Raw genomic sequence first — 19,507 nt, 5'->3', positions numbered from 1 at the left:
AAGTGTTCCCTCACCCCGAAAGCATGCGCGAAAAGCGGAGAGTAAAAGACATTACTACTGAGTAGCAAATCATTGATTTACAAGTCGTTGCATCAAAAATAAACCGAGAAAACGCGTTTGAACGACTAAACCCAGTATCTATGCCACATTTCAAAGAGGTTTCTCCAGCAAATAGCGCTCCAAATTCGAAGTTTAATTCTAACTCGTCATCAGACTGACGCTTATCGATTTTGGCATTACAGGAAAGTACATAGAATTTATGGGGTTGGTTGACGTTTTACAACGAATTCCTTGTTTTTAGTAATATTAAAAAATAAGCCATAAATAGGTTGCGACACGCAGTGATTGCGTTTTACAGACAATGCGCACCTTAGCCCAGAACCAAGCCGCGAGGCTTCACTCATTAAATCTGGGCCCGTAATGCATCGAAATTAGCGAGTTTGATGACCCTATTTTAAGAAGAAATACGTCATCATGAAACGGATGTTAATTAATGCGACTCAATCTGAAGAGTTGCGCGTTGCCCTCGTTGATGGGCAACAACTGTATGATCTAGATATCGAAAGCCCTGGTCACGAACAGAAAAAAGCCAATATTTACAAGGGTAAAATTACCCGCGTAGAACCCTCTCTAGAAGCTGCGTTTGTGGACTATGGCGCCGATCGCCATGGCTTCTTACCACTGAAAGAAATTGCACGCGAATATTTCCCTAACGGTTACTCGTTCCAAGGCCGCCCTAACATCAAAGAAGTGGTGAAAGAAGGTCAAGAAGTCATTGTTCAAATCGATAAAGAAGAGCGCGGTAATAAAGGCGCAGCATTAACGACCTTTATCAGCTTGGCTGGCTCTTATTTGGTACTGATGCCAAACAATCCTCGCGCTGGCGGTATTTCTCGTCGTATCGAAGGTGATGAGCGTACCGAATTAAAAGCGGCGATGTCAGAGCTTGAAGTGCCACAAGGCATGGGCCTTATTGTCCGTACTGCCGGTGTTGGTAAAGATTCCGCTGAATTAAAGTGGGACTTAAAAGTCTTACAGCATCACTGGACCGCTATCGAAGAAGCGGCTAAAACACGTCCAGCGCCGTTCCTTATTCATCAAGAAAGTAACGTTATCGTGCGTGCTATCCGCGATTACTTACGCCGTGATGTGGGCGAAGTCCTTATCGACCATCCGCGCATTTACGAGCAAGCTAAACAGCACGTTGCACTCGTTCGCCCAGACTTTGTCGACCGTATTAAGCACTATGATGCCGAAGTGCCGCTGTTTACTCACTTCCAAATTGAAACTCAAATTGAATCGGCTTTCCAACGTGAAGTGCGTCTGCCATCTGGTGGTTCAATTGTTATTGACCCGACCGAAGCATTAACGTCAATCGATATTAACTCTGCCCGTGCCACTAAAGGCGGTGATATAGAAGAGACAGCACTGAACACCAACCTTGAAGCCGCCGACGAAATTGCACGCCAATTACGTTTGCGCGACCTAGGTGGTCTGGTGGTGATTGATTTCATCGATATGACCCCAGTCAGACATCAACGTGAAGTTGAAAACAGAATGCGCGATGCCGTTCACCACGACAGAGCCCGCGTACAATTAGGCCGTATTTCGCGCTTTGGTTTGATGGAAATGTCGCGTCAGCGCCTGCGTCCGTCACTGGAAGAGTCGGCTGCACACTTATGCCCACGTTGTCATGGTCAAGGTACGATTCGCGGAACTGAATCATTAGCGCTGTCTATTTTGCGTCTGATGGAAGAAGAGGCTATCAAAGAAAACACCTCGCAAATTGAAGCCGTGGTACCTGTTGATGTTGCAGCGTTTCTACTCAATGAAAAACGCAAGGCAATCCGCATCACCGAGCAGCGTCACAACGTCGAAGTGTATGTGATCCCAGATCCAAACATGACTACGCCTGATTATCGTGTTTCGCGTCACCGTAAAGATGACCAAATTAGCGAATCAAGCTACAAACTACTTGAAAAGCAAGAGTCTAAGCTTTACGAGCCACGTAAACTTGAACGTGCAGCATCACCAGAGCCTGCACTAAAAGGCTACGCAGCGCCTACGCAAGAGCCAAAAACAGAGACACCAGTACAACAACCTGTACAAAAAGTTGCTGACGTTAAAAAGCCAGGTTTATTGTCAAAGTTGGTTGCTGCTATCAGTAACCTCTTCAGTGCCAGTGAACCAAGCAAAGAAGAGAAAGAAACTAAAGAGCAGCCTCGTCGCAATACGCAAAGCCGTGGAAATGGTCGTCGTAACACACGTCGTAATGATACCCGCAAAAATCGTGATGACAGCGACAACAAAGAGACTGATAACAAGCGCACGCGTTCGCCTAAGGCCGATGCCAGTGATGCTCGCCCAACTAAAGCGCGTAATGACAACAAGCGTGTTAAACGTGACGATACCAAAACACGCAGCCCACAAAAGGCCGCTGAAGAGGTTAGCACTGAGCAAGAACAGCAACCTAAACAGGAAGCAGCAAGAGAGCGTCGTCAACGTCGTAACATGCGCCGTAAAGTCCGTGTTCAGACCGAGCAGCAACAAGCTGATGAAGCAGCGTTAGCATTGCAAGCACAAACTCAAGATGTCGAGGTTGAGCCTAAGCCTGATACCAAACAAGCTGATGCAGCAACGCCACAAGATGAGCAAAACGCCCGTCCAAAGCGTCAACCACGTAAAGCTAAGCCAAAGCAAGATAAAGCGGCCGATACCGCAGCTAATGCTTCGGAATCTAGCGCTGTTGAATCAAAGACTGTTGAAGCTGATGCTGAACCCTCAAAGGCTGTTGAATCAAAGCCAGCGCAAAACGCTGACTCGGCTAACGAGACTCAACCTAAGCAAGAGCAGGCTCAAAGTGATAATGAAACGGCAAGCCAAGATCAAGCTCAGGTCAATAATGATGACAACTCAGCCGACAACAATGACGCAGATGCCGATAACAAACGTGAGCCACGTGATGGTCAACGTCGCAGTCGTCGTAGTCCTCGTCATCTGAGAGCAGCAGGCCAACGTCGTCGTCGTGACGAAGATGGCGACCAAGAAAGCCGTTCAGACAATGGCCAGCCAGCGTTCATCCCAAATGATGTTGAAACCGCGCCGATCCTTGATAATGATATGGCTCAAACTGTTAACACTTATGAAGTAAATAACACTAAGCCTGCAGCGCCACAAGCGACTACTGCAGCGTCACCGTCTGTTGACGCACCGGCGACAGCCACGGTTAATGCTGAAGCAACTGAAGCCACGACAACAGAAGCTAACACATCAGCTTCAGTTCAGACTGAGACTCAAGAGGCTCAGCCTACTGTTGATGCTAAAGCAGATAAATCAGCCTCTAAACCTAAAGGCCGTGTCACTTCGTCATCAAGCGCATCGAGCACTTCAGCGAAAACCACTGCCGACAGTGTCAAGGCTGACAATGTTGCTGATAATGTTAAAGTAGATGTAGATAAAGTTGACGTTGTGCCAGCGGCTAGCGCGCAAGCAGCTGCCCAAGAAGATGTCGCTAAACCTGTTGAAACAACAACGCCAGTAGCAAAAGTTGAAGTGTCAGCAGATGTGGATACCGCTACGGATTCGACGCAAGCACCTAAATCGGTTTCTGCGCCGATGGCCAAGCCAGCGAAGATAGAAGCTCCTGCAGTATCAGTTGCAACACCGCCAACTTCGGCACCTGCAGCCCCAGTAGCAAAGGCTAAAACAGCAGCAAAACCTGCCAGCCGTTTTGGTACTATGGTCAGTTCGACAATGACCAAGCCAACGGTAGAGGCTCGTCCAAATGTTGATATTCCCACAGGGCGTCAATATGAGGCTTCAACAAAAGAAGCAACGACAGAGCCGGCGGCTCGTGGTAACAGCGCCAATTCGGATATGGCCCGCCCTTAAGAGGTAGCCATTTTCGAACTAAAAAGCCATGCTGAGCAGCATGGCTTTTTATTTTATTGCGGTCAAAATTTTGCTAGTATGCCCGGCCGCAATTTCCTTCAACCTATCATTTAATAATAGAGGCTAAATGTTCGATCTTATTCGTCACAAAACCGCTAGCCATAGAGCTGATTTACTTTCAGGATTAACCGTTGCGTTAGCCTTGGTACCGGAAGCTGTCGCATTTGCGTTCGTTGCAGGTGTAGAGCCCATGGTAGGCCTTTATGCCGCCTTTATCATGGGACTGGTTACCGCATTGATTGGTGGTCGCCCAGGAATGATTTCGGGGGCAACTGGCGCCATGGCCGTCGTGATGGTCGCACTTGTCGCCGAACACGGTATCCAGTACCTATTTGCAGCCGTCGTGCTCGCAGGACTTATCCAGATCAGCTGCGGCCTGCTTAAATTAGGTAAGTTTATTCGCATCGTGCCCTACCCTGTAATGATTGGTTTCGTCAACGGCCTTGCGATTGTGATTTTCCTAGCACAGCTTGGCCAATTCAAAGCCCCTGATGCCAATGGTGTACTGACTTGGTTACCGCAAGATCAACTCATGCTGATGTTAGGGTTGGTGGCGCTGACCATGGTGATTATTCAGTTTTTACCTAAGCTGACTAATGCCATCCCCTCTTCTCTGGCGGCAATCCTCACGGTGACGGCCTTGGTGGTCTACTTCGATCTTGATACCCGTAACGTATTAGACTTTTTGAAGTCTATGAGTGGTGATGACAATGCCACTATAGCGGGTTCACTGCCGACATTTGCCATCCCTGAAGTGGCCTTTAACTTAGAAACCTTATACATTATTTTGCCCTACTCCTTTATTCTTGCTGCGGTTGGGTTAATCGAATCACTGTTAACCTTAACCGTGATCGACGAAATGACGGGCACACGAGGCAAAGGCAACAAAGAGTGTATTGGTCAAGGCATTGGCAATATGACCAGCGGCTTCTTTGGCGCCATGGGCGGTTGTGCCATGATTGGTCAGTCGATGATTAATATCAACTCTGGCGGGCGCGGACGTCTCTCGGGTATCACGGCTGCTGTGGCACTCTTGGCCTTTATCTTATTTGGCTCATCCTTAATTGAAATGATCCCACTGGCAGCGCTAGTTGGTGTGATGTTTATGGTTGTTTTAGGTACTTTTGAATGGACCAGCTTTAAGGTGATGCGCAAAGTGCCTAAGCACGATGCTTTCGTGATCATCTTAGTAACCGTGGTCACTGTGTTTACCGATCTTGCATTTGCAGTGTTTGTTGGCGTGATTGTGTCTGCTTTGGTATTTGCTTGGGAACATGCAAAGCACATCAACGTGGATGTGAGCCAAGATGCTAACGGCTGGAAAGTATACAAACTCAATGGTCCGTTATTCTTTGGTTCGGTAGCTCACTTCTTAGAACTGTTTGATGCTAAATCTGATCCACAAGATGTTATTGTTGATTTCCAAAATTCACGGGTGTGCGATCACTCTGCGTTAGGTGCGATCGATACTTTAGCCGAACGTTACGTGAGCAGTGGTAAAAAACTGCATTTACGTCACTTAAGCCAGGATTGTAAGCAGTTGCTGCATAAAGCAGGCGATCTGGTTGAGGTTAACTTTATCGAAGATCCGCACTACAAGATTGCCGATGACAAGCTCGACTCATAAGGTACCCAGCTCAAGGTACTCAAGGTGTTGAACTGTAAGTTAGTTGAGTGTTAGCTAAGACATCTACATAAAAAAGGCGCATCTGCGCCTTTTTTATTGGTTGTTGCTCATCCGTATTTAAAAACCATTCCTCGTGGCTAACTTTGTTTTACCTTATTGGCAAAGCGCGCCTTAAACTTATCCACTTTGGGCTTAACCACTAACTGGCAATAGGGTTGCTCACCATTATTGGCAAAATAATCCTTATGGTAAGCTTCAGCCGGGTAAAAATGTTGAAACGCCACTAATTCGGTCACTATCGGTGCATCAAATAACTGGGCTTGAGTAAGCTTGGCTACCATGGCTGACGCAGTATTAATTTGCGCTTCATTATGGGCAAAAATGACCGAACGATACTGTGTCCCAATATCATTGCCTTGACGATTTAGTGTCGTGGGATCGTGACTATTAAAAAATATGTCGAGTAATTCATCAAAGCTAATTTGCTCTGCATCAAACTCAATATGCACTACCTCAGCATGATCAGTGGTACCACTGCACACCTGTTTATAATTGGCACTATTTTCATCGCCACCGCTATAACCAGATTGTACCGATATCACCCCGTGAAGCTGAGCAAAAATGGCTTCTAAACACCAGAAACAGCCACCACCTAAGGTAGCCCATTGATGCTTGTTAGTAACTGGTGTTGGGCTTGCCGGTTTAAACACCATAGAGACCGAATTAACACAATGACGGGTATTTTTCTCTGTTAAATATTCGCCTTCAAACACATGGCCTAAGTGCGCGTTACACTGCTGACACACAATTTCGGTGCGCTGACCATCGGCATCGGCTATACGTTTAACTGCACCAGGGATCTCATCATCAAACGCTGGCCAGCCACAATGAGCATTAAATTTATGCTCACTGCGATATAAAGGCGCATCACAGCGCTTACAATGATAAACGCCTAAGGCATCATGATGATTATATTCACCACTAAAAGGGCGTTCAGTGCCCTTGTCTTCAATAACATACTGCTCGAACTCGGTTAATTCACGCATAGATAACTACTCTCTATTGATTCTTTTTTAGTGCTAAATGGCGCAGCCAAGATACCGATGATGATAGTTGCAACCCCTAACAAATTAAAGACAAAGACCGACTGTTCCAGTCCTATATTACACCGTTGCCAATGAACCGACTGTCGATAATAAGTTAATGAGCAACTCAAATGTGGAGTTCATTATGAGGCGCCTCATTAATTAGAACCATATTAAGGTGATTTTTATCACACTTATTTGCCCAACTGCAGCGACAACGGTAAACTCTCGCCGGGGTTTACTAACAAGAAAACAGAAGATGAAATTAGAAACAATCGATTATCAAGCACCCGATAGCGCTGAGCGTTTTGTCCAATCGCTGCGCGATACCGGCTTTGGCGTATTATCCAACCACACTATCGACAAAACACTGGTTGAAACCATCTATAGTCAGTGGCAAGCCTTCTTTAACAGCGATGAAAAACAGGACTTCCTGTTTAAAGCAGAAACCCATGACGGCTTCTTCCCTGCCAGCATCTCTGAAACCGCTAAGGGCCATAGCGTTAAAGACATCAAAGAGTATTACCATGTTTATCCTTGGGGGCGCATTCCTGACTCGCTCAGAGACAATATTCTCGCCTATTACCAACAAGCCAATAGCCTAGCAGCGGAACTACTCGGTTGGGTAGAAGCACATACACCTGCAGAAATCGCAGTTAACTACTCGATTGCACTACCCAAGATGATAGAAGGTAGCCATAAAACACTGCTGCGCATTTTGCATTATCCGCCAATGTCGGGCGATGAAGAGATGGGCGCTATACGAGCTGCAGCGCATGAAGATATTAACTTATTGACTGTGTTACCCGCCGCGAGTGAACCTGGTTTACAAGTAAAAACCCAAACCGGTGAATGGTTAGATGTCCCTAGTGACTTTGGTAACATCATCATCAATATTGGTGATATGCTGCAAGAGGCCTCTGGGGGGTACTTCCCCTCGACCACTCACCGAGTGGTTAATCCTGAAGGTACAGATAAAACCCGCTCGCGTATTTCTCTGCCGCTGTTTTTACACCCTAAGCCAGAAGTGGTGCTATCTGAGCGCTATACTGCAGAGAGTTACTTGATGGAACGCTTAAGAGAACTTGGGGTCATTTAACCTGAACTCCTCAATAAAAAGCGCCATTTGGCGCTTTTTATTTGTGATTTTTCCGACATATCAAGGTAAAATCGCGCCAACTTCAGCTAAAGGTAGAGTAATAACATGGCTATTCAGTGGTATCCCGGTCACATGCACAAGGCGCGTAAAGAGATTGAAGAGGTGATGCCTCAAATCGATCTCGTGATTGAGGTACTCGATGCCCGTATCCCCTTTAGTAGTGAAAACCCTATGGTAAAAACACTGCGCGGTGATAAGCCATGCATAAAATTACTCAATAAATCCGATCTCGCCGATCCTGCTACCACACAATTATGGATTGACCACCTCGAGCAAGAACAAGGGGTGAAAGCCATGGCGATCACCACCTTACAAGCTGCACAAGTACGCAAAGTGCCTGATCTGTGCCGTAAGCTGGTACCCAGTCGAGATACCACAGAAAAAGATATTCGCACCATGATCATGGGTATTCCTAACGTTGGGAAATCTACTATTATCAATATTTTGGCTGGTAGAGTCATAGCTAAAACCGGTAATGAACCCGCAGTGACTAAAAGACAACAACGCATCAACCTTAAAAACGGTATTGTGCTGTCTGACACACCCGGTATTTTATGGCCAAAAGTGGACAATGAAGCCAGCAGCTATCGCTTAGCCGTCACCGGTGCGATTAAAGATACGGCAATGGAATATGAAGATGTCGCCATGTTTGCCGCTGAGTATTTTTTAACGGCTTATCCAGAGGCCATAGCTGAGCGCTATAAATTAAAAGAACTCCCTAAAGATGATATCGGCCTGCTTGAAGCCATTGGTCGTAAACGCGGTGCACTGAGACCTGGCGGACGTATCGATCTGCACAAAGCATCTGAACTGTTATTACATGAATTCCGCTCAGGAAAAATCGGCCAATTATCACTAGAAACCCCTGCGATGGCTGAAGCAGAAAAGGCCGAAGTCGCGCGCATATTGGCCGAAAAAGAGGCGCTAAAACAGCAAAAGCTCGAAGCTGAACGACTCAAGCGCTCAGGTATTCGCCATAGCTAGCCGCTAATGACTCAATGCGAGCATATACACTCGCATTGAGTCTATCAAAATAGTTTTTATTATAGCTATCTGACATCAATAATATTTATTAGCTTACGACACCTTTTATATAAATAACCATCAAATCAACTTCAATAAGTTCACAGTGTTGGGATGCTGCTAATTAGCAAATGACGATAACGCCTATTTATCACTCAAACAGTACATATCCTTAAATTATTTATGGATTAATATCACAATTTAAACATTACCATCTTTTCAGCTGTCACCACCTATCCAGCCTACCAAATAGTTCAATAACCATACAAATCATTCAAATAAGCCGGTTATGAGCATTTATTCAAACTTAATCACGACTCAACAAGTTAATGACTGTATCCTTTATACAACAAGTACAAATTAAACCAATCAATTGTATCAGTATGCAACGTATTGATACTAAATATAAAATCATTTATAACACGCATCAAAATTATTGATAAGCTGAATAGCTGGATAAGTGATGTTTAAAAATTTACGGTTAGCAGTAAAAATTGGCTCGAGTTTCTTTATCGTACTGACGTTGCTTTCATTAGTGCTGATAGTAGGTATTTTCTCGCTCAATAAAGCCAGCGACGGAATTAATAGCTACCAAGACCTAAACCAAGATACTAACATCGTCAGTGATCTTCAAACTACCATGTTAATGGTGAGAATGAATGTTAAAGACTACTTAATAACCCGTAGTGACAAAGACCTTAATGAATATCGAGATTACTCAGATAAACTCAAGCAGTTATTGGTGAACGCAAAAGGCGAGATCCAAGAACCCCAGCGTGCCCATTACATCGCCACTATTGAGTCCGAGCTTCTCACTTATCAAGACGCCTTTACTAAGGTGGTTAATTTAATTTCAGAGCGAGATAAAGTCTTAGCAAAAGCGATTTTACCTCCAGGCGAAACCATGCGTCAGACAATCGATGCCATCATTCAATCTGCCCATGTTAATGATCAAGCCGACGTGGTTTTTTATGCCGCCGAAGTGCAAAAGTCACTCTTATTCGGGCGTTTATTTGCCTCTAAATTTTTAGACTCAAATAGTGAAGCTGACTATAAAACCGCCCTTGCTGAAATGGGTAACAATTTGAGCCAACACACAGCTGCGCTCAAGCCCTATCTAGAGCAGCCGCAACAGCACGACTCACTGTCGCAATTCACTCAAGCTCAATTCACGTATGTCGATGGCTTAAAGCAGATCCATCAGTTAATTAACACACGTAATGATTTGATTAGCCATACCCTATATCGTATCGGCCCCATAGTTGCTAAAAATGCCGAAAGTACCAAAGAATCTGTCATAACCGATATGCAACGCTTAGGTGCCGAAGTAAAAAATAGCACTAGTAACAGTATTCGCCTCACCTTACTATTGTCTTTGGCAGCCGTAGTCTTAGGCAGTGTGGCAGCGTATGTGCTTACCGTCTCTATAACTCGCCCGATTAGCCAAGCGGTCGCGGCCGCACGCCAATTAGCACAGGGAGATTTAACCATTGAAATCCAGAGTACGAGTAGAGATGAAACAGGGGTATTGATTGACTCAATACAAGAAACAGCAAGTAACTTACGTAATATGGTCACCACAATCACATCAGCCAGTGTTGAATTAGCGACTGCTTCTGAAGAACTTGCTGTCGTCACTGAACAGTCGAGTTTTGGCGTCGTAAAACAGCAAAATGAAACCGATTCTGTGGCGACAGCCATGAATGAGATGTCCACAACGGTTAATGACGTAGCTCAAAATGCAGCACAAGCGGCTGATGCTGCTAAGCAAGCAGATAACCAGGCGAATATCAGTCGTCAAGAGGTAGAGAAAACCATTATGGCTATCAGCAACCTCGCCGATAGGGTTAATGAATCATCAGAAAAACTAACTAGTGTTGAACTGGAAACCGACAATATTGTAAAAATATTAGATGTGATTCGTGGTATCGCAGATCAAACCAATTTGTTAGCCCTTAATGCCGCTATCGAGGCTGCTCGTGCGGGTGAACAAGGCCGAGGATTTGCAGTGGTTGCAGATGAAGTGCGAACGTTGGCACAACGAACTCAAGTTTCGACGCAAGATATTCAAAATATTATTCAACAACTACAAGCAAGTACCCAAAGTACCGTATTAGTTATGCAGCAAGGCAAAGAACAAGCCGCGAGCAGTGTTGATCAAGCCAATAAAACTGGCAAAGCCTTAGCAGTCATCACTCAAGCGATTAGCGTTATCAATGACATGAATATTCAGATTGCCAGCGCATCAGAGCAACAGAGCTCTGTAGCTGAAGAGATCAATCAAAACGTGCTAAATGTTAAACATATCGCCGAAGAAAATGCCGTATCAGCCAATCAGACCAAAGGTTCGACTATCGAAATCGCTCAACTGTCTGAACAGCTTAAGCTGATGGTAAGTCAATTTAAGGTGTAAACACGGTATACCGAGGATGATAGTTTACGGCTAAAAGTGAAGCGTTTTACAAGTATTACGCAATGACAGTTAACCATAAATGAAAGCTATACCCCTGAACAAGAGTAGCGCCACATCCCCTTAAGATAATGGCATGTGGCGCGTTATGATGTTCACCATTTAAGCGTTTTCAGTGCCTAAGATTATGAACAACTTGCTTACAAGCTAGGCCTTACACGTATAAAGCTGGCAAATCGAGGCACGCCATTACTGGTTAAACCATAATATTTATAGGTCACTATGGTGCCTAATGCTGGAGGGTGTAGCCGTTCGGCGTCGGTCAGTCCTGAGCCCAACTTAAATCGGACTCCATTGGGTGTTTTGACCTCTAATGCCCCAAGCATCCCCAGATACTTACCTTTTCCTTGATGATAACCAACCACTTCAGCCTCAGCGTCTTCATAACGTTTAAACTTCACCAACTCCTTGTTGCGTCCTTGACGGTATAGAGCCGATTTATGGTGTAACATTAGGCCTTCGCCACCATCCTTAATCACTTGAGTCAACTGTTGCTCTAACGCGGCCATATCCGCAAATTGTTGCTGCAATATAACGACTAAATAAGGAGTAATATCAGCAAATCGTTCCAAAGCATAGCTATAGCGCTTAGCAAAAGGCTGCGCTAATTGTGGCACATCAAAGACCATAAACTTAACTTGACGCCATTGTGTCTCAATGGGCTTGCTTTGACGGATCAGTGCCGAAATCTCATCGAAACGACCGTGTCCAATCCATAACTCACCATCTAAAGCTTCGGCGGGAAAATCAGCAGTAAACCACTTGGGAATATCGATCTGACGACCACTTCGAGTGTACATAGCACTGCCAGACCAAAAACCTCGAACGCCATCGAACTTTTCGCTGACCAAGTACTCTGATATAACATCTTGCGGGGTAATAGCACCAGCATGTTGTAATTGCAGCTGAACTTCAGTATCCGCATTAAGTGAAATAGGCTCAGCGTAAACAGTTGCACAATACAGGTGTGCTAATAATACACTGCAAACCACCAAACGAAATAAAGTAAATACCATAGACTCCTCCTTGAGTTAGGTTATGGCTCACTACGTAAAACAACATGAATAATAAGTGTAGACTAACAAGGCAAAGTTAAACCTAATGCTAGCAGATAGATAAGCTAACCATTAGTGCTAACAGCTATTGGACCATGATGATTAAAACCGCTCCTGCATATAATCATCATTGGTCACCTTAACTAAAATCACTACTGCGCATCGCTCAGTTTTTACAATGGAATATTATGAAACCAGAAAATAATCATGGCATAAAGCGGGTTTTTAGAGCCACGGGCTTCTCAATCCAAGGGCTCAAACTTGCTTGGCGCTGTGAGGCGGCTTTTAGGCAGGAACTCCTCCTCGCGATGCTGATGTCCCCCATCGCCATTATCCTTGATATATCGACAGTAGAGCGCATCTTACTCATCATGACACTGTTTATTGTGCTCATTGTCGAACTGTTAAATTCTGCCATTGAAGCTGTAGTCGATCGTATCGGCAATGAGATCCATCCCTTAAGCGGACAAGCCAAAGATATAGCCTCAGCAGCGGTATTTATGAGTTTACTATTATGCGGTATCACATGGCTGGTCATCATCCTGCCATTGATTTATTAAGCTTTAATCAACAGTTTCGATTAATAAACCATTGTACTGAGAAATGTCGGATAAAGATCTTATCAATCATCTTTGATAAATTAAGTCATGTAAACCAATTGCTAACCAACTTGTTAAATCTTTAGTTAGCCGAAGAGCCCCACCAGCCCACTGCTATTGCAGAAAAGCCATTGTTGTGAACATTTTTTGATACAAATCATTTAACAAAAACGATAACATGCTAAACTGTTCACAGTAAGATTATAGCTAACACAATACAATCAGAGGCTTATCAATAAGCAATGATTTAACGGAGTATTCTTTGGCTTACAAATATTTACCTTTATTAGCATTAGCACTGGCAATACTCAGTACTCCGTCGTTGGCGAACCAAGAGGCTGACGTGGCCAATGTGTCAGCCGAAATGAAACAGAAGAAAACCGTGATCCGCATTGGTGGGTTTTATTCAAATTCAAATTCAAGTATGGATGTCACCGACCCACTGTTAGGCAATGACTTTAAACTTGATTTTGAAGAAGATCTTAATCTAGCAGAGTCTCAATTCCTGCCATTTTTTGAAATCCAGTATCACTTTAATGCCAAGCATCATATTTATGCCGATTGGAAACAGTTACATCGTAATGCCGAAGTCAAAAAGCTAACAGTTCCGTTTCAAGTCACGTTAGACGATCAAATTTATAATGTGCAGGCAGGTGCCAGATTAGACACCACGCTCAACATTGACATTGCTCGTATCGGTTATGGCTATAATGTTTTCCAAGGTAATAACTACAACCTTGGCTTATCCCTTGGTCTCCATACCATGTTCATCAAAACCGCATTCAGTGGTGATATTGCAGTCTGCCTTGAAGGCAATAACGTGCAACAATGCGGCGATGCCACTCCTAAATTTGTCGATGAAGATGTTACAGCCCCATTACCCGATATTGGTTTATACGCCGACTATGAGTTTATCTCTGGATTTAAGTTCAATGCGCATGCACAATACTTTTATATCGAACTCGATGATATTAAAGGTAGCCTTGTGGATATTCGTGCAGGATTAGAAGCGAAGATCACCGATAATTGGCACATGACCGCTGGATTTAATTACTATAAAGTCGATGTAGATTTCGATAGTACAGTGACACAAGCTGATATTAAGGTCGCTAATTACAACCTTTATTATAGCTTTATCGGCCCCATGCTTTCGGTTAGTTACCACTTTTAACCATACGCATCAACCAATCACTCAACACAGACAAAGCCTGACCCAATATAACAATTATTACGGGCTCTTAATGTTGAGTCATAAAACAAGCAACTTCATCAATGTCGAGCCTTATGCTCAACCATAAAACTGATAACAGACCCAAATCGCCGCACAGATCCCTGCAATATCAGCCGTCAAGCCACACACCAATGCGTGGCGTCCATTGCGAATGCCAACGGCACCAAAATATACCGCTAACACATAAAAAGTTGTCTCTGTACTGCCTTGCAGAATCGCTGCAAGACGTCCGGCAAAGGAGTCGACACCATGATGCTGCATGGTTTCTAACATCATAGCGCGTGCGCCCGAACCGCTAAAAGGCTTCATTATCGCCGTTGGTAAGGCATCAATAAAGCGAGTGTCGCCATTGAATAGATTCACTAAGGCTGCAACCAAATTGAGTAAATAATCCAGCGCACCAGATGCCCTTAACAAAGCAATCGCTAATAGCATTGCCAGCAGGTAAGGAATAAGCTTTATCGATTGTTCAAACCCCTCTTTCGCACCAGTGATAAACTCATCATACACCGCGACCTTACGCAGACCTGCAATGATAATAAAGCTGAAAATCAATGATAATAAGATACCGTTGCCTAGCCCCGTCGAAAGCTCACCAATCGCGGTGACACTTAAGCTACCAAGATAAAATACCAACGCTGAGATCATGGCGAAAAACAATGCACCGTAGCCCAAAATCACACTATTGAGTAACGAAATTCGCTGAAAACAAGCCACCACTAACACCCCAACTAAGGTGGAAGCACAGGTCGCTAATAATATGGGTAAAAAGATATCTGCAGGAGCCGCAGCCCCTTGCTGGGCACGATACAGAAAGACCGTCACTGGCACCAAGGTGACCGAGGAGGTATTAAGCACTAAAAACAGGATCTGAGCATTAGTCGCTACCGCTTTATCAGGATTAAGTGTTTGCAGATCTTGCATCGCTTTGAGACCCAGAGGGGTTGCTGCGTTATCCAGCCCAAGTACATTAGCAGTCAGGTTCATGGTTACGCTACCGAAAGCCGGATGCCCCTTAGGCACCTCAGGCATTAAGCGCCGTAATAATGGCTCGAATAATGAGGAGAGCGCAGCCACAACCCCCGCCTTTTCTCCAACACGCATCAAGCCCATCCAGAGTGATAATACCCCAATTAACCCTAATGCGATTTCCGCCGCCAATTTTGCACTGGCAAACAGTGCATCAACTGCGTTTGATAATAGATGCCAGTCCCCTTGAAATAAGCCGATGACGATCGCCAGTAATGAGGTAGCAAAGAAAACAAACCAGATGCGATTAAGCACAAAAACTCCTTTTTGGTCTAGGTTTAACTAAGGCCTAACTAGCGATGTGATATACTGCCTGACAACAATATCTGCTTTTTCTTTCTTATGGTTCAACTAAATCAAAATTTTATCAATAGCATAGCTAAAGATATGCCCGAACATCTATCGATGGATGATTTTATCGCTTACAGCGATAAGCCATTAAGACCATCGATACGGGTTAATACCTTAAAAATATCCGCGAGTCACTTTGTCGCCTTAATGCAGCCTAAAGGCTGGCAGTTTGAACCTATCCCTTGGTGTGATGCCGGCTTTTGGATCACGGTGAATGATGATGTGCAATTGGGCAATACCATCGAACATATTCAGGGACTATTTTATATTCAAGAAGCTAGTTCGATGTTGCCTCCCCACGCGTTATTTCCAATGCCCATCGATGCGCCTCAAGACTTAACCTTGCTCGATATGGCATCAGCCCCTGGTTCTAAAACCACCCAGCTTGCCACCATGATGCACAATCAAGGCTTACTGGTTGCCAATGAATACTCATCGAGCCGAGTAAAAGTCCTGCACGCCAATGTGCTACGCATGGGCGTAAAAAACACCGCCCTCACCCATTTTGATGCACGGGTATTTGGCGAATACCTCTATGACACATTCGATGCTATTTTACTCGACGCGCCATGCAGCGGTGAAGGTACGGTACGAAAAGATCCAGAGGCTTTAAAACATTGGGATTTTGCCGAGATTGAAGCCATCGCCAACACTCAGATTGATCTAATCGAATCCGCTTTTTTAGCATTAAAAACAGGTGGGTCACTTGTCTACTCAACTTGTACACTCAATCGCACCGAAAATCAGCAGGTGTGTTTACATCTGCAGCAGCGTTATCCTGACTCCGTACAGTTTGAATCACTCGCCAACCTGTTTCCTGATGCGCATAAGGCGTGTACCGAAGAGGGTTTTTTACATGTTTGGCCGCAGATTTATGACAGCGAAGGTTTCTTTATCGCTAAAATTAATAAAATTGCCGATATTGAACGCGCAGTAGAGCAGCCTAAACCACAGAAGAATTTTCCGTTTACGCAGGCTACGAATAAACCGCTTAAGGCCCTTGAAGATTACTTTCAATCGACGTTCGACATTAACCTATCCGAACATGGCGTTGTGATGCAGCGTGACGATGAATATTGGTTATTCCCGCGCAATATCATGCCACTTATTGGCAAGATCCGCTTTCAGCGCATCGGTTTAAAGTTGGCAGATGCACTAAAAAAAGGCTTTAAGGTTCGTCATGAAGCCATAGTGGCATTAGCTGATACCCGTAAGAGTATCCCCTTAGATGAAAGCCAAGCCAGCAGTTATCTTATGGGGCGAGACATTATGTTACCCACCAAAGCCACACCACAAGGTGAGCAACTCGTCAGTTATCATCAGGCCAATTTAGGTCTCGTTAAACACCTGGGCAATAAATTGAAAAACAGCTTACCGCGAGACTTGGTCAAAGATAAGATTTGCCCGTCATTAAGCGCTAAATAGACCACTTAATGCTTAATTAAGCTCACGGCAATTTCGTAACTTAGTCATGAATTTACATTTTGTTACATTTTAATTAACGCTTAATGTAGACAAACCCAGCAACACGCTCAGCCTTGACTACACTAAAAGCCTGAGAGCATTAAGAGGCCATCTCAAACAGTAGCGCACGGCTCTGCAAAGAGCCATTCCCCTAGACCCAGAACAATTGGAATAGTTTTGGGTCTTTTTTTATCTGTAATTTGAAACAGCCTGTGATGATTGTCACCGGCCCGGTGCATTACATTCCTAAAGCTAGAAGTGACGTGCCACAGATGTGCCACAATCACTGTCATACTCATCACAGCCATCACATTGAATCTAAGCATTAAAGGATATTCTGAGTATGATTGACCTTAGGATATTAAGGCCAATCATACTAACGATTGGCTAATTTAGCCGCGTCTCTAAATAAATTGAAGAAGTTGGTCGTTGTATAATCGGCTAACTCCTCAAAAGATTCGCCTCGAAGTTCAGCCACAAATTCGGCCACATCACGAACATAAGCGGGTTGATTTTCTTGCCCACGATGAGGCACCGGCGCCAAATAAGGGGCATCGGTCTCAACCAATAAACGGTCTTTGGGGACTTTGCGGATAACCGTCCGTAAATCGCCAGCATTTTTAAAGGTCACTATGCCAGATACTGAAATATAAAAGCCTAAATCGATCGCCGCTTTAGCCATTTCCCAATTTTCAGTAAAACAATGTAATACCCCACCAACCTTATCGGCTTGGCCCGCTTTAAGTAAGGCAATGGTATCTTCTCTGGCATCACGAGTATGCACAATCAGCGGTTTATCCACTTCAACTGCAAGTGCAATTTGTTGTTCAAAACATGATAACTGCAGCGCTTTCGTGTCATCGGCATAAAAATAATCTAGCCCTGTTTCACCGATCGCCACTACTTTAGGATCGTTAATATATTCATATAACTGTGCAGTATCCAGCCCCTCTTTTACATCTAAGGGATGCACCCCAGCAGACAAGAAGATTTGCTCAAAATCGGCCATTTTGGCTTGCATCTGGGTGAAGCCTTGTTGGCGAACATTGACGCACAAAAAGTAGTCAACACCACGCGCTTTAGCCTGCGCGATAATATGTTGTAAGGAAGCTTGATCGGGAGCAGCCTTGAGACGATCGAGATGACAGTGAGAATCGATGAGCACGCTTATAATCCAAGTAAACAACGAAAAGGACGCAAAGGATACCGAGCTACATGGTGCAGGTCAAATCACTCGAGGAGAGTTCTCGGGCAAGCAAGTTCTCGATATGATGCTTATGAGTGGAAGCATCTGAGATGATTTTTAGCCCAATACCCGCAGGCCTGCCGCCAGAAGCGCCTAGGGGATTGATCCACACAACAATACCTTGAAACTCCATCTTAGTCGTCGACCCAGGAAGTTGGTAGGCCACAGACAACTCTTGGCCTAAATAGTGGCTCTCTGTTGTAGCAACAAACAAACCTGCTGGCTGAATAAACGGCATGTAGGCACGATATAGCTGATGTAAGGTATCAAAATTAACCACGAGGTCGACCATAATTATTACTCTTGTGTTAGTGATTGATACTCTAAAATAAACGATTGAAAAATAGCCATAAAATTCACGTTGGGCATCATATTAAGTTCATGATATGTCGCCATCACCTGAGCCGCTAAACGGCTTACTTTAACATTAACCAGCGCGTCTGCATTTTTCTGTTTAACTAACTTTTGCCTTAAAACTAGATATAAAACCTTAAGCGCATCAGAAACTTGCTTTTGTTCTATATGAGTGAAACTAGCACACAGATGACCGGACGACAAACTTTGTATCCAGTCTTTGCGCAGTTGCAGTAACTCGGTAAACCGTTGTGATTGCAACGCCGCTAACAACTCAATTGGTCCGCCCATGACAGGCAAACACCAGATGACATCACCGCTCAGTTCATATTGCTGAGACAACCATGCTTGAACCTCTTGCGCTGTAGGCAACTTAAAATGCAAGCGTTGACAACGACTACTTATGGTCGCCATCAAGCGACTCGGCGTATCGCTTTGTAATAACAGCAAAGTTTGCTGACCAGGTTCTTCGAGGGTCTTTAGTAGTGCGTTGGCAGCGGCAACATTGAGGCGCTCGCAATGTTTAATCACGGCTACACGTTTACCGCCTTGCTGCGCAGTTGATGTCAGGCGATGACATAAGTCTCTTATCTGATCCACCTTAATCTGGTTGCCATCCGCTTCTATTTGGTAAAGGTCTGGATGATTTCCGGCGAGTGTCAGTTGGCAGGGCTTGCAATGACCGCAGGGTCCCTGTGAACTCGGTTGCTGACAAAGCGCGGTGTGCGCTAACGCTAGGGCTAACTCGACGCCCCCGTATCCTTGATGCATCCCCACTAAATACGCGTGACCTTGCAACCCCGTCGTTAATTGCTGACTAAACTGGGCTATCACAGGCATGAGCCAAGGAATGTTCACCATCA

General features: G+C 44.6%; 14 protein-coding genes. 8 read left to right on the top strand and 6 right to left on the bottom strand.

The genetic code is table 11. The annotated features are described in order from the left end of the window. The first annotated feature begins 474 nt into the window (after positions 1-474). Complete coding sequence (gene rne / locus AC5YBZ_RS07055) at positions 475-3,891, top strand: ribonuclease E (RefSeq protein ID WP_494543606.1); 3,417 nt, start codon at positions 475-477, stop codon at positions 3,889-3,891. A gap of 127 nt (positions 3,892-4,018) precedes the next feature. Next, positions 4,019-5,578, top strand: a complete 1,560-nt coding sequence (locus AC5YBZ_RS07050; protein WP_494543605.1) for a SulP family inorganic anion transporter — start codon at positions 4,019-4,021, stop codon at positions 5,576-5,578. A 137-nt stretch (positions 5,579-5,715) separates the two neighbouring features. Here the strand turns inward: AC5YBZ_RS07050 and AC5YBZ_RS07045 are convergent, their stop codons facing one another. Then, entirely contained in the window at positions 5,716-6,624 is a 909-nt protein-coding gene (locus AC5YBZ_RS07045) for a bifunctional methionine sulfoxide reductase B/A protein (RefSeq protein ID WP_494543604.1), read from the bottom strand. A gap of 298 nt (positions 6,625-6,922) precedes the next feature. Between AC5YBZ_RS07045 and AC5YBZ_RS07040 the strand changes: the two genes are divergently transcribed. From AC5YBZ_RS07040 to AC5YBZ_RS07030, 3 genes are all read left to right on the top strand, one after another. Beyond that, positions 6,923-7,762: an isopenicillin N synthase family dioxygenase gene (locus tag AC5YBZ_RS07040; RefSeq protein WP_494524655.1), complete on the top strand. Its 840-nt coding sequence runs from the start codon at positions 6,923-6,925 to the stop codon at positions 7,760-7,762. 105 nt (positions 7,763-7,867) lie between these two features. Continuing rightward, on the top strand, positions 7,868-8,806 hold the full coding sequence (gene ylqF / locus AC5YBZ_RS07035; RefSeq protein ID WP_494519434.1) for a ribosome biogenesis GTPase YlqF: 939 nt from the start codon (positions 7,868-7,870) through the stop codon (positions 8,804-8,806). Between the two features lie 502 nt (positions 8,807-9,308). Further along, a complete protein-coding gene (locus AC5YBZ_RS07030) occupies positions 9,309-11,258 on the top strand; it encodes a HAMP domain-containing methyl-accepting chemotaxis protein (protein WP_494543603.1) in 1,950 nt (649 codons plus the stop codon). Positions 11,259-11,455: 197 nt separating this feature from the next. Here the strand turns inward: AC5YBZ_RS07030 and AC5YBZ_RS07025 are convergent, their stop codons facing one another. Continuing rightward, complete coding sequence (locus tag AC5YBZ_RS07025; RefSeq protein WP_494543602.1) at positions 11,456-12,331, bottom strand: DNA ligase; 876 nt, start codon at positions 12,329-12,331, stop codon at positions 11,456-11,458. A 227-nt stretch (positions 12,332-12,558) separates the two neighbouring features. On the opposite strand from AC5YBZ_RS07025, the gene AC5YBZ_RS07020 reads away from it, so the two are divergent. Beyond that, positions 12,559-12,930 carry a diacylglycerol kinase gene (locus tag AC5YBZ_RS07020; RefSeq protein ID WP_494519437.1) on the top strand — a complete coding sequence of 124 codons (372 nt, stop codon included), beginning with the start codon at positions 12,559-12,561 and terminating at the stop codon, positions 12,928-12,930. Positions 12,931-13,333: 403 nt separating this feature from the next. Beyond that, complete coding sequence (locus AC5YBZ_RS07015; RefSeq protein ID WP_494521635.1) at positions 13,334-14,140, top strand: DUF481 domain-containing protein; 807 nt, start codon at positions 13,334-13,336, stop codon at positions 14,138-14,140. Positions 14,141-14,257: 117 nt separating this feature from the next. Here AC5YBZ_RS07015 and AC5YBZ_RS07010 read toward each other — a convergent pair whose 3' ends face one another. Continuing rightward, a complete protein-coding gene (locus AC5YBZ_RS07010; RefSeq protein ID WP_494519438.1) occupies positions 14,258-15,484 on the bottom strand; it encodes a nucleoside recognition domain-containing protein in 1,227 nt (408 codons plus the stop codon). 87 nt (positions 15,485-15,571) lie between these two features. On the opposite strand from AC5YBZ_RS07010, the gene rsmF reads away from it, so the two are divergent. Then, positions 15,572-17,005, top strand: a complete 1,434-nt coding sequence (rsmF, locus tag AC5YBZ_RS07005) for a 16S rRNA (cytosine(1407)-C(5))-methyltransferase RsmF (RefSeq protein WP_494519439.1) — start codon at positions 15,572-15,574, stop codon at positions 17,003-17,005. 415 nt (positions 17,006-17,420) lie between these two features. Here rsmF and AC5YBZ_RS07000 read toward each other — a convergent pair whose 3' ends face one another. From AC5YBZ_RS07000 to holB, 3 genes are read right to left on the bottom strand one after another with little or no spacing between them, the layout of a single operon-like run. Further along, complete coding sequence (locus AC5YBZ_RS07000; protein WP_494519440.1) at positions 17,421-18,209, bottom strand: TatD family hydrolase; 789 nt, start codon at positions 18,207-18,209, stop codon at positions 17,421-17,423. Between the two features lie 46 nt (positions 18,210-18,255). Next, the gene (locus tag AC5YBZ_RS06995) at positions 18,256-18,582 is read right to left on the bottom strand and encodes a PilZ domain-containing protein (protein ID WP_494519441.1); all 327 of its coding nucleotides are present in this window, start codon (positions 18,580-18,582) and stop codon (positions 18,256-18,258) included. A 5-nt stretch (positions 18,583-18,587) separates the two neighbouring features. Next, positions 18,588-19,505, bottom strand: a complete 918-nt coding sequence (gene holB / locus AC5YBZ_RS06990; protein WP_494521636.1) for a DNA polymerase III subunit delta' — start codon at positions 19,503-19,505, stop codon at positions 18,588-18,590. Positions 19,506-19,507 lie beyond the last annotated feature (2 nt).

Source organism: Shewanella sp. 553, from assembly GCF_059338375.1.
This window is presented reverse-complemented; position numbering and strand designations above follow the sequence as displayed.

Coding starts and splice junctions, on each gene's coding strand:
- AC5YBZ_RS07020 (WP_494519437.1), top strand. CDS start 12,559: ATGAAACCAGAAAATAATCATGGCATAAAGCGGGTTTTTAGAGCCACG.
- holB (WP_494521636.1), bottom strand. CDS start 19,505: ATGGTGAACATTCCTTGGCTCATGCCTGTGATAGCCCAGTTTAGTCAG.
- AC5YBZ_RS07050 (WP_494543605.1), top strand. CDS start 4,019: ATGTTCGATCTTATTCGTCACAAAACCGCTAGCCATAGAGCTGATTTA.
- ylqF (WP_494519434.1), top strand. CDS start 7,868: ATGGCTATTCAGTGGTATCCCGGTCACATGCACAAGGCGCGTAAAGAG.
- rne (WP_494543606.1), top strand. CDS start 475: ATGAAACGGATGTTAATTAATGCGACTCAATCTGAAGAGTTGCGCGTT.
- AC5YBZ_RS07045 (WP_494543604.1), bottom strand. CDS start 6,624: ATGCGTGAATTAACCGAGTTCGAGCAGTATGTTATTGAAGACAAGGGC.
- AC5YBZ_RS07025 (WP_494543602.1), bottom strand. CDS start 12,331: ATGGTATTTACTTTATTTCGTTTGGTGGTTTGCAGTGTATTATTAGCA.
- AC5YBZ_RS07030 (WP_494543603.1), top strand. CDS start 9,309: ATGTTTAAAAATTTACGGTTAGCAGTAAAAATTGGCTCGAGTTTCTTT.
- rsmF (WP_494519439.1), top strand. CDS start 15,572: ATGGTTCAACTAAATCAAAATTTTATCAATAGCATAGCTAAAGATATG.
- AC5YBZ_RS07015 (WP_494521635.1), top strand. CDS start 13,334: ATGAAACAGAAGAAAACCGTGATCCGCATTGGTGGGTTTTATTCAAAT.
- AC5YBZ_RS06995 (WP_494519441.1), bottom strand. CDS start 18,582: ATGGTCGACCTCGTGGTTAATTTTGATACCTTACATCAGCTATATCGT.
- AC5YBZ_RS07040 (WP_494524655.1), top strand. CDS start 6,923: ATGAAATTAGAAACAATCGATTATCAAGCACCCGATAGCGCTGAGCGT.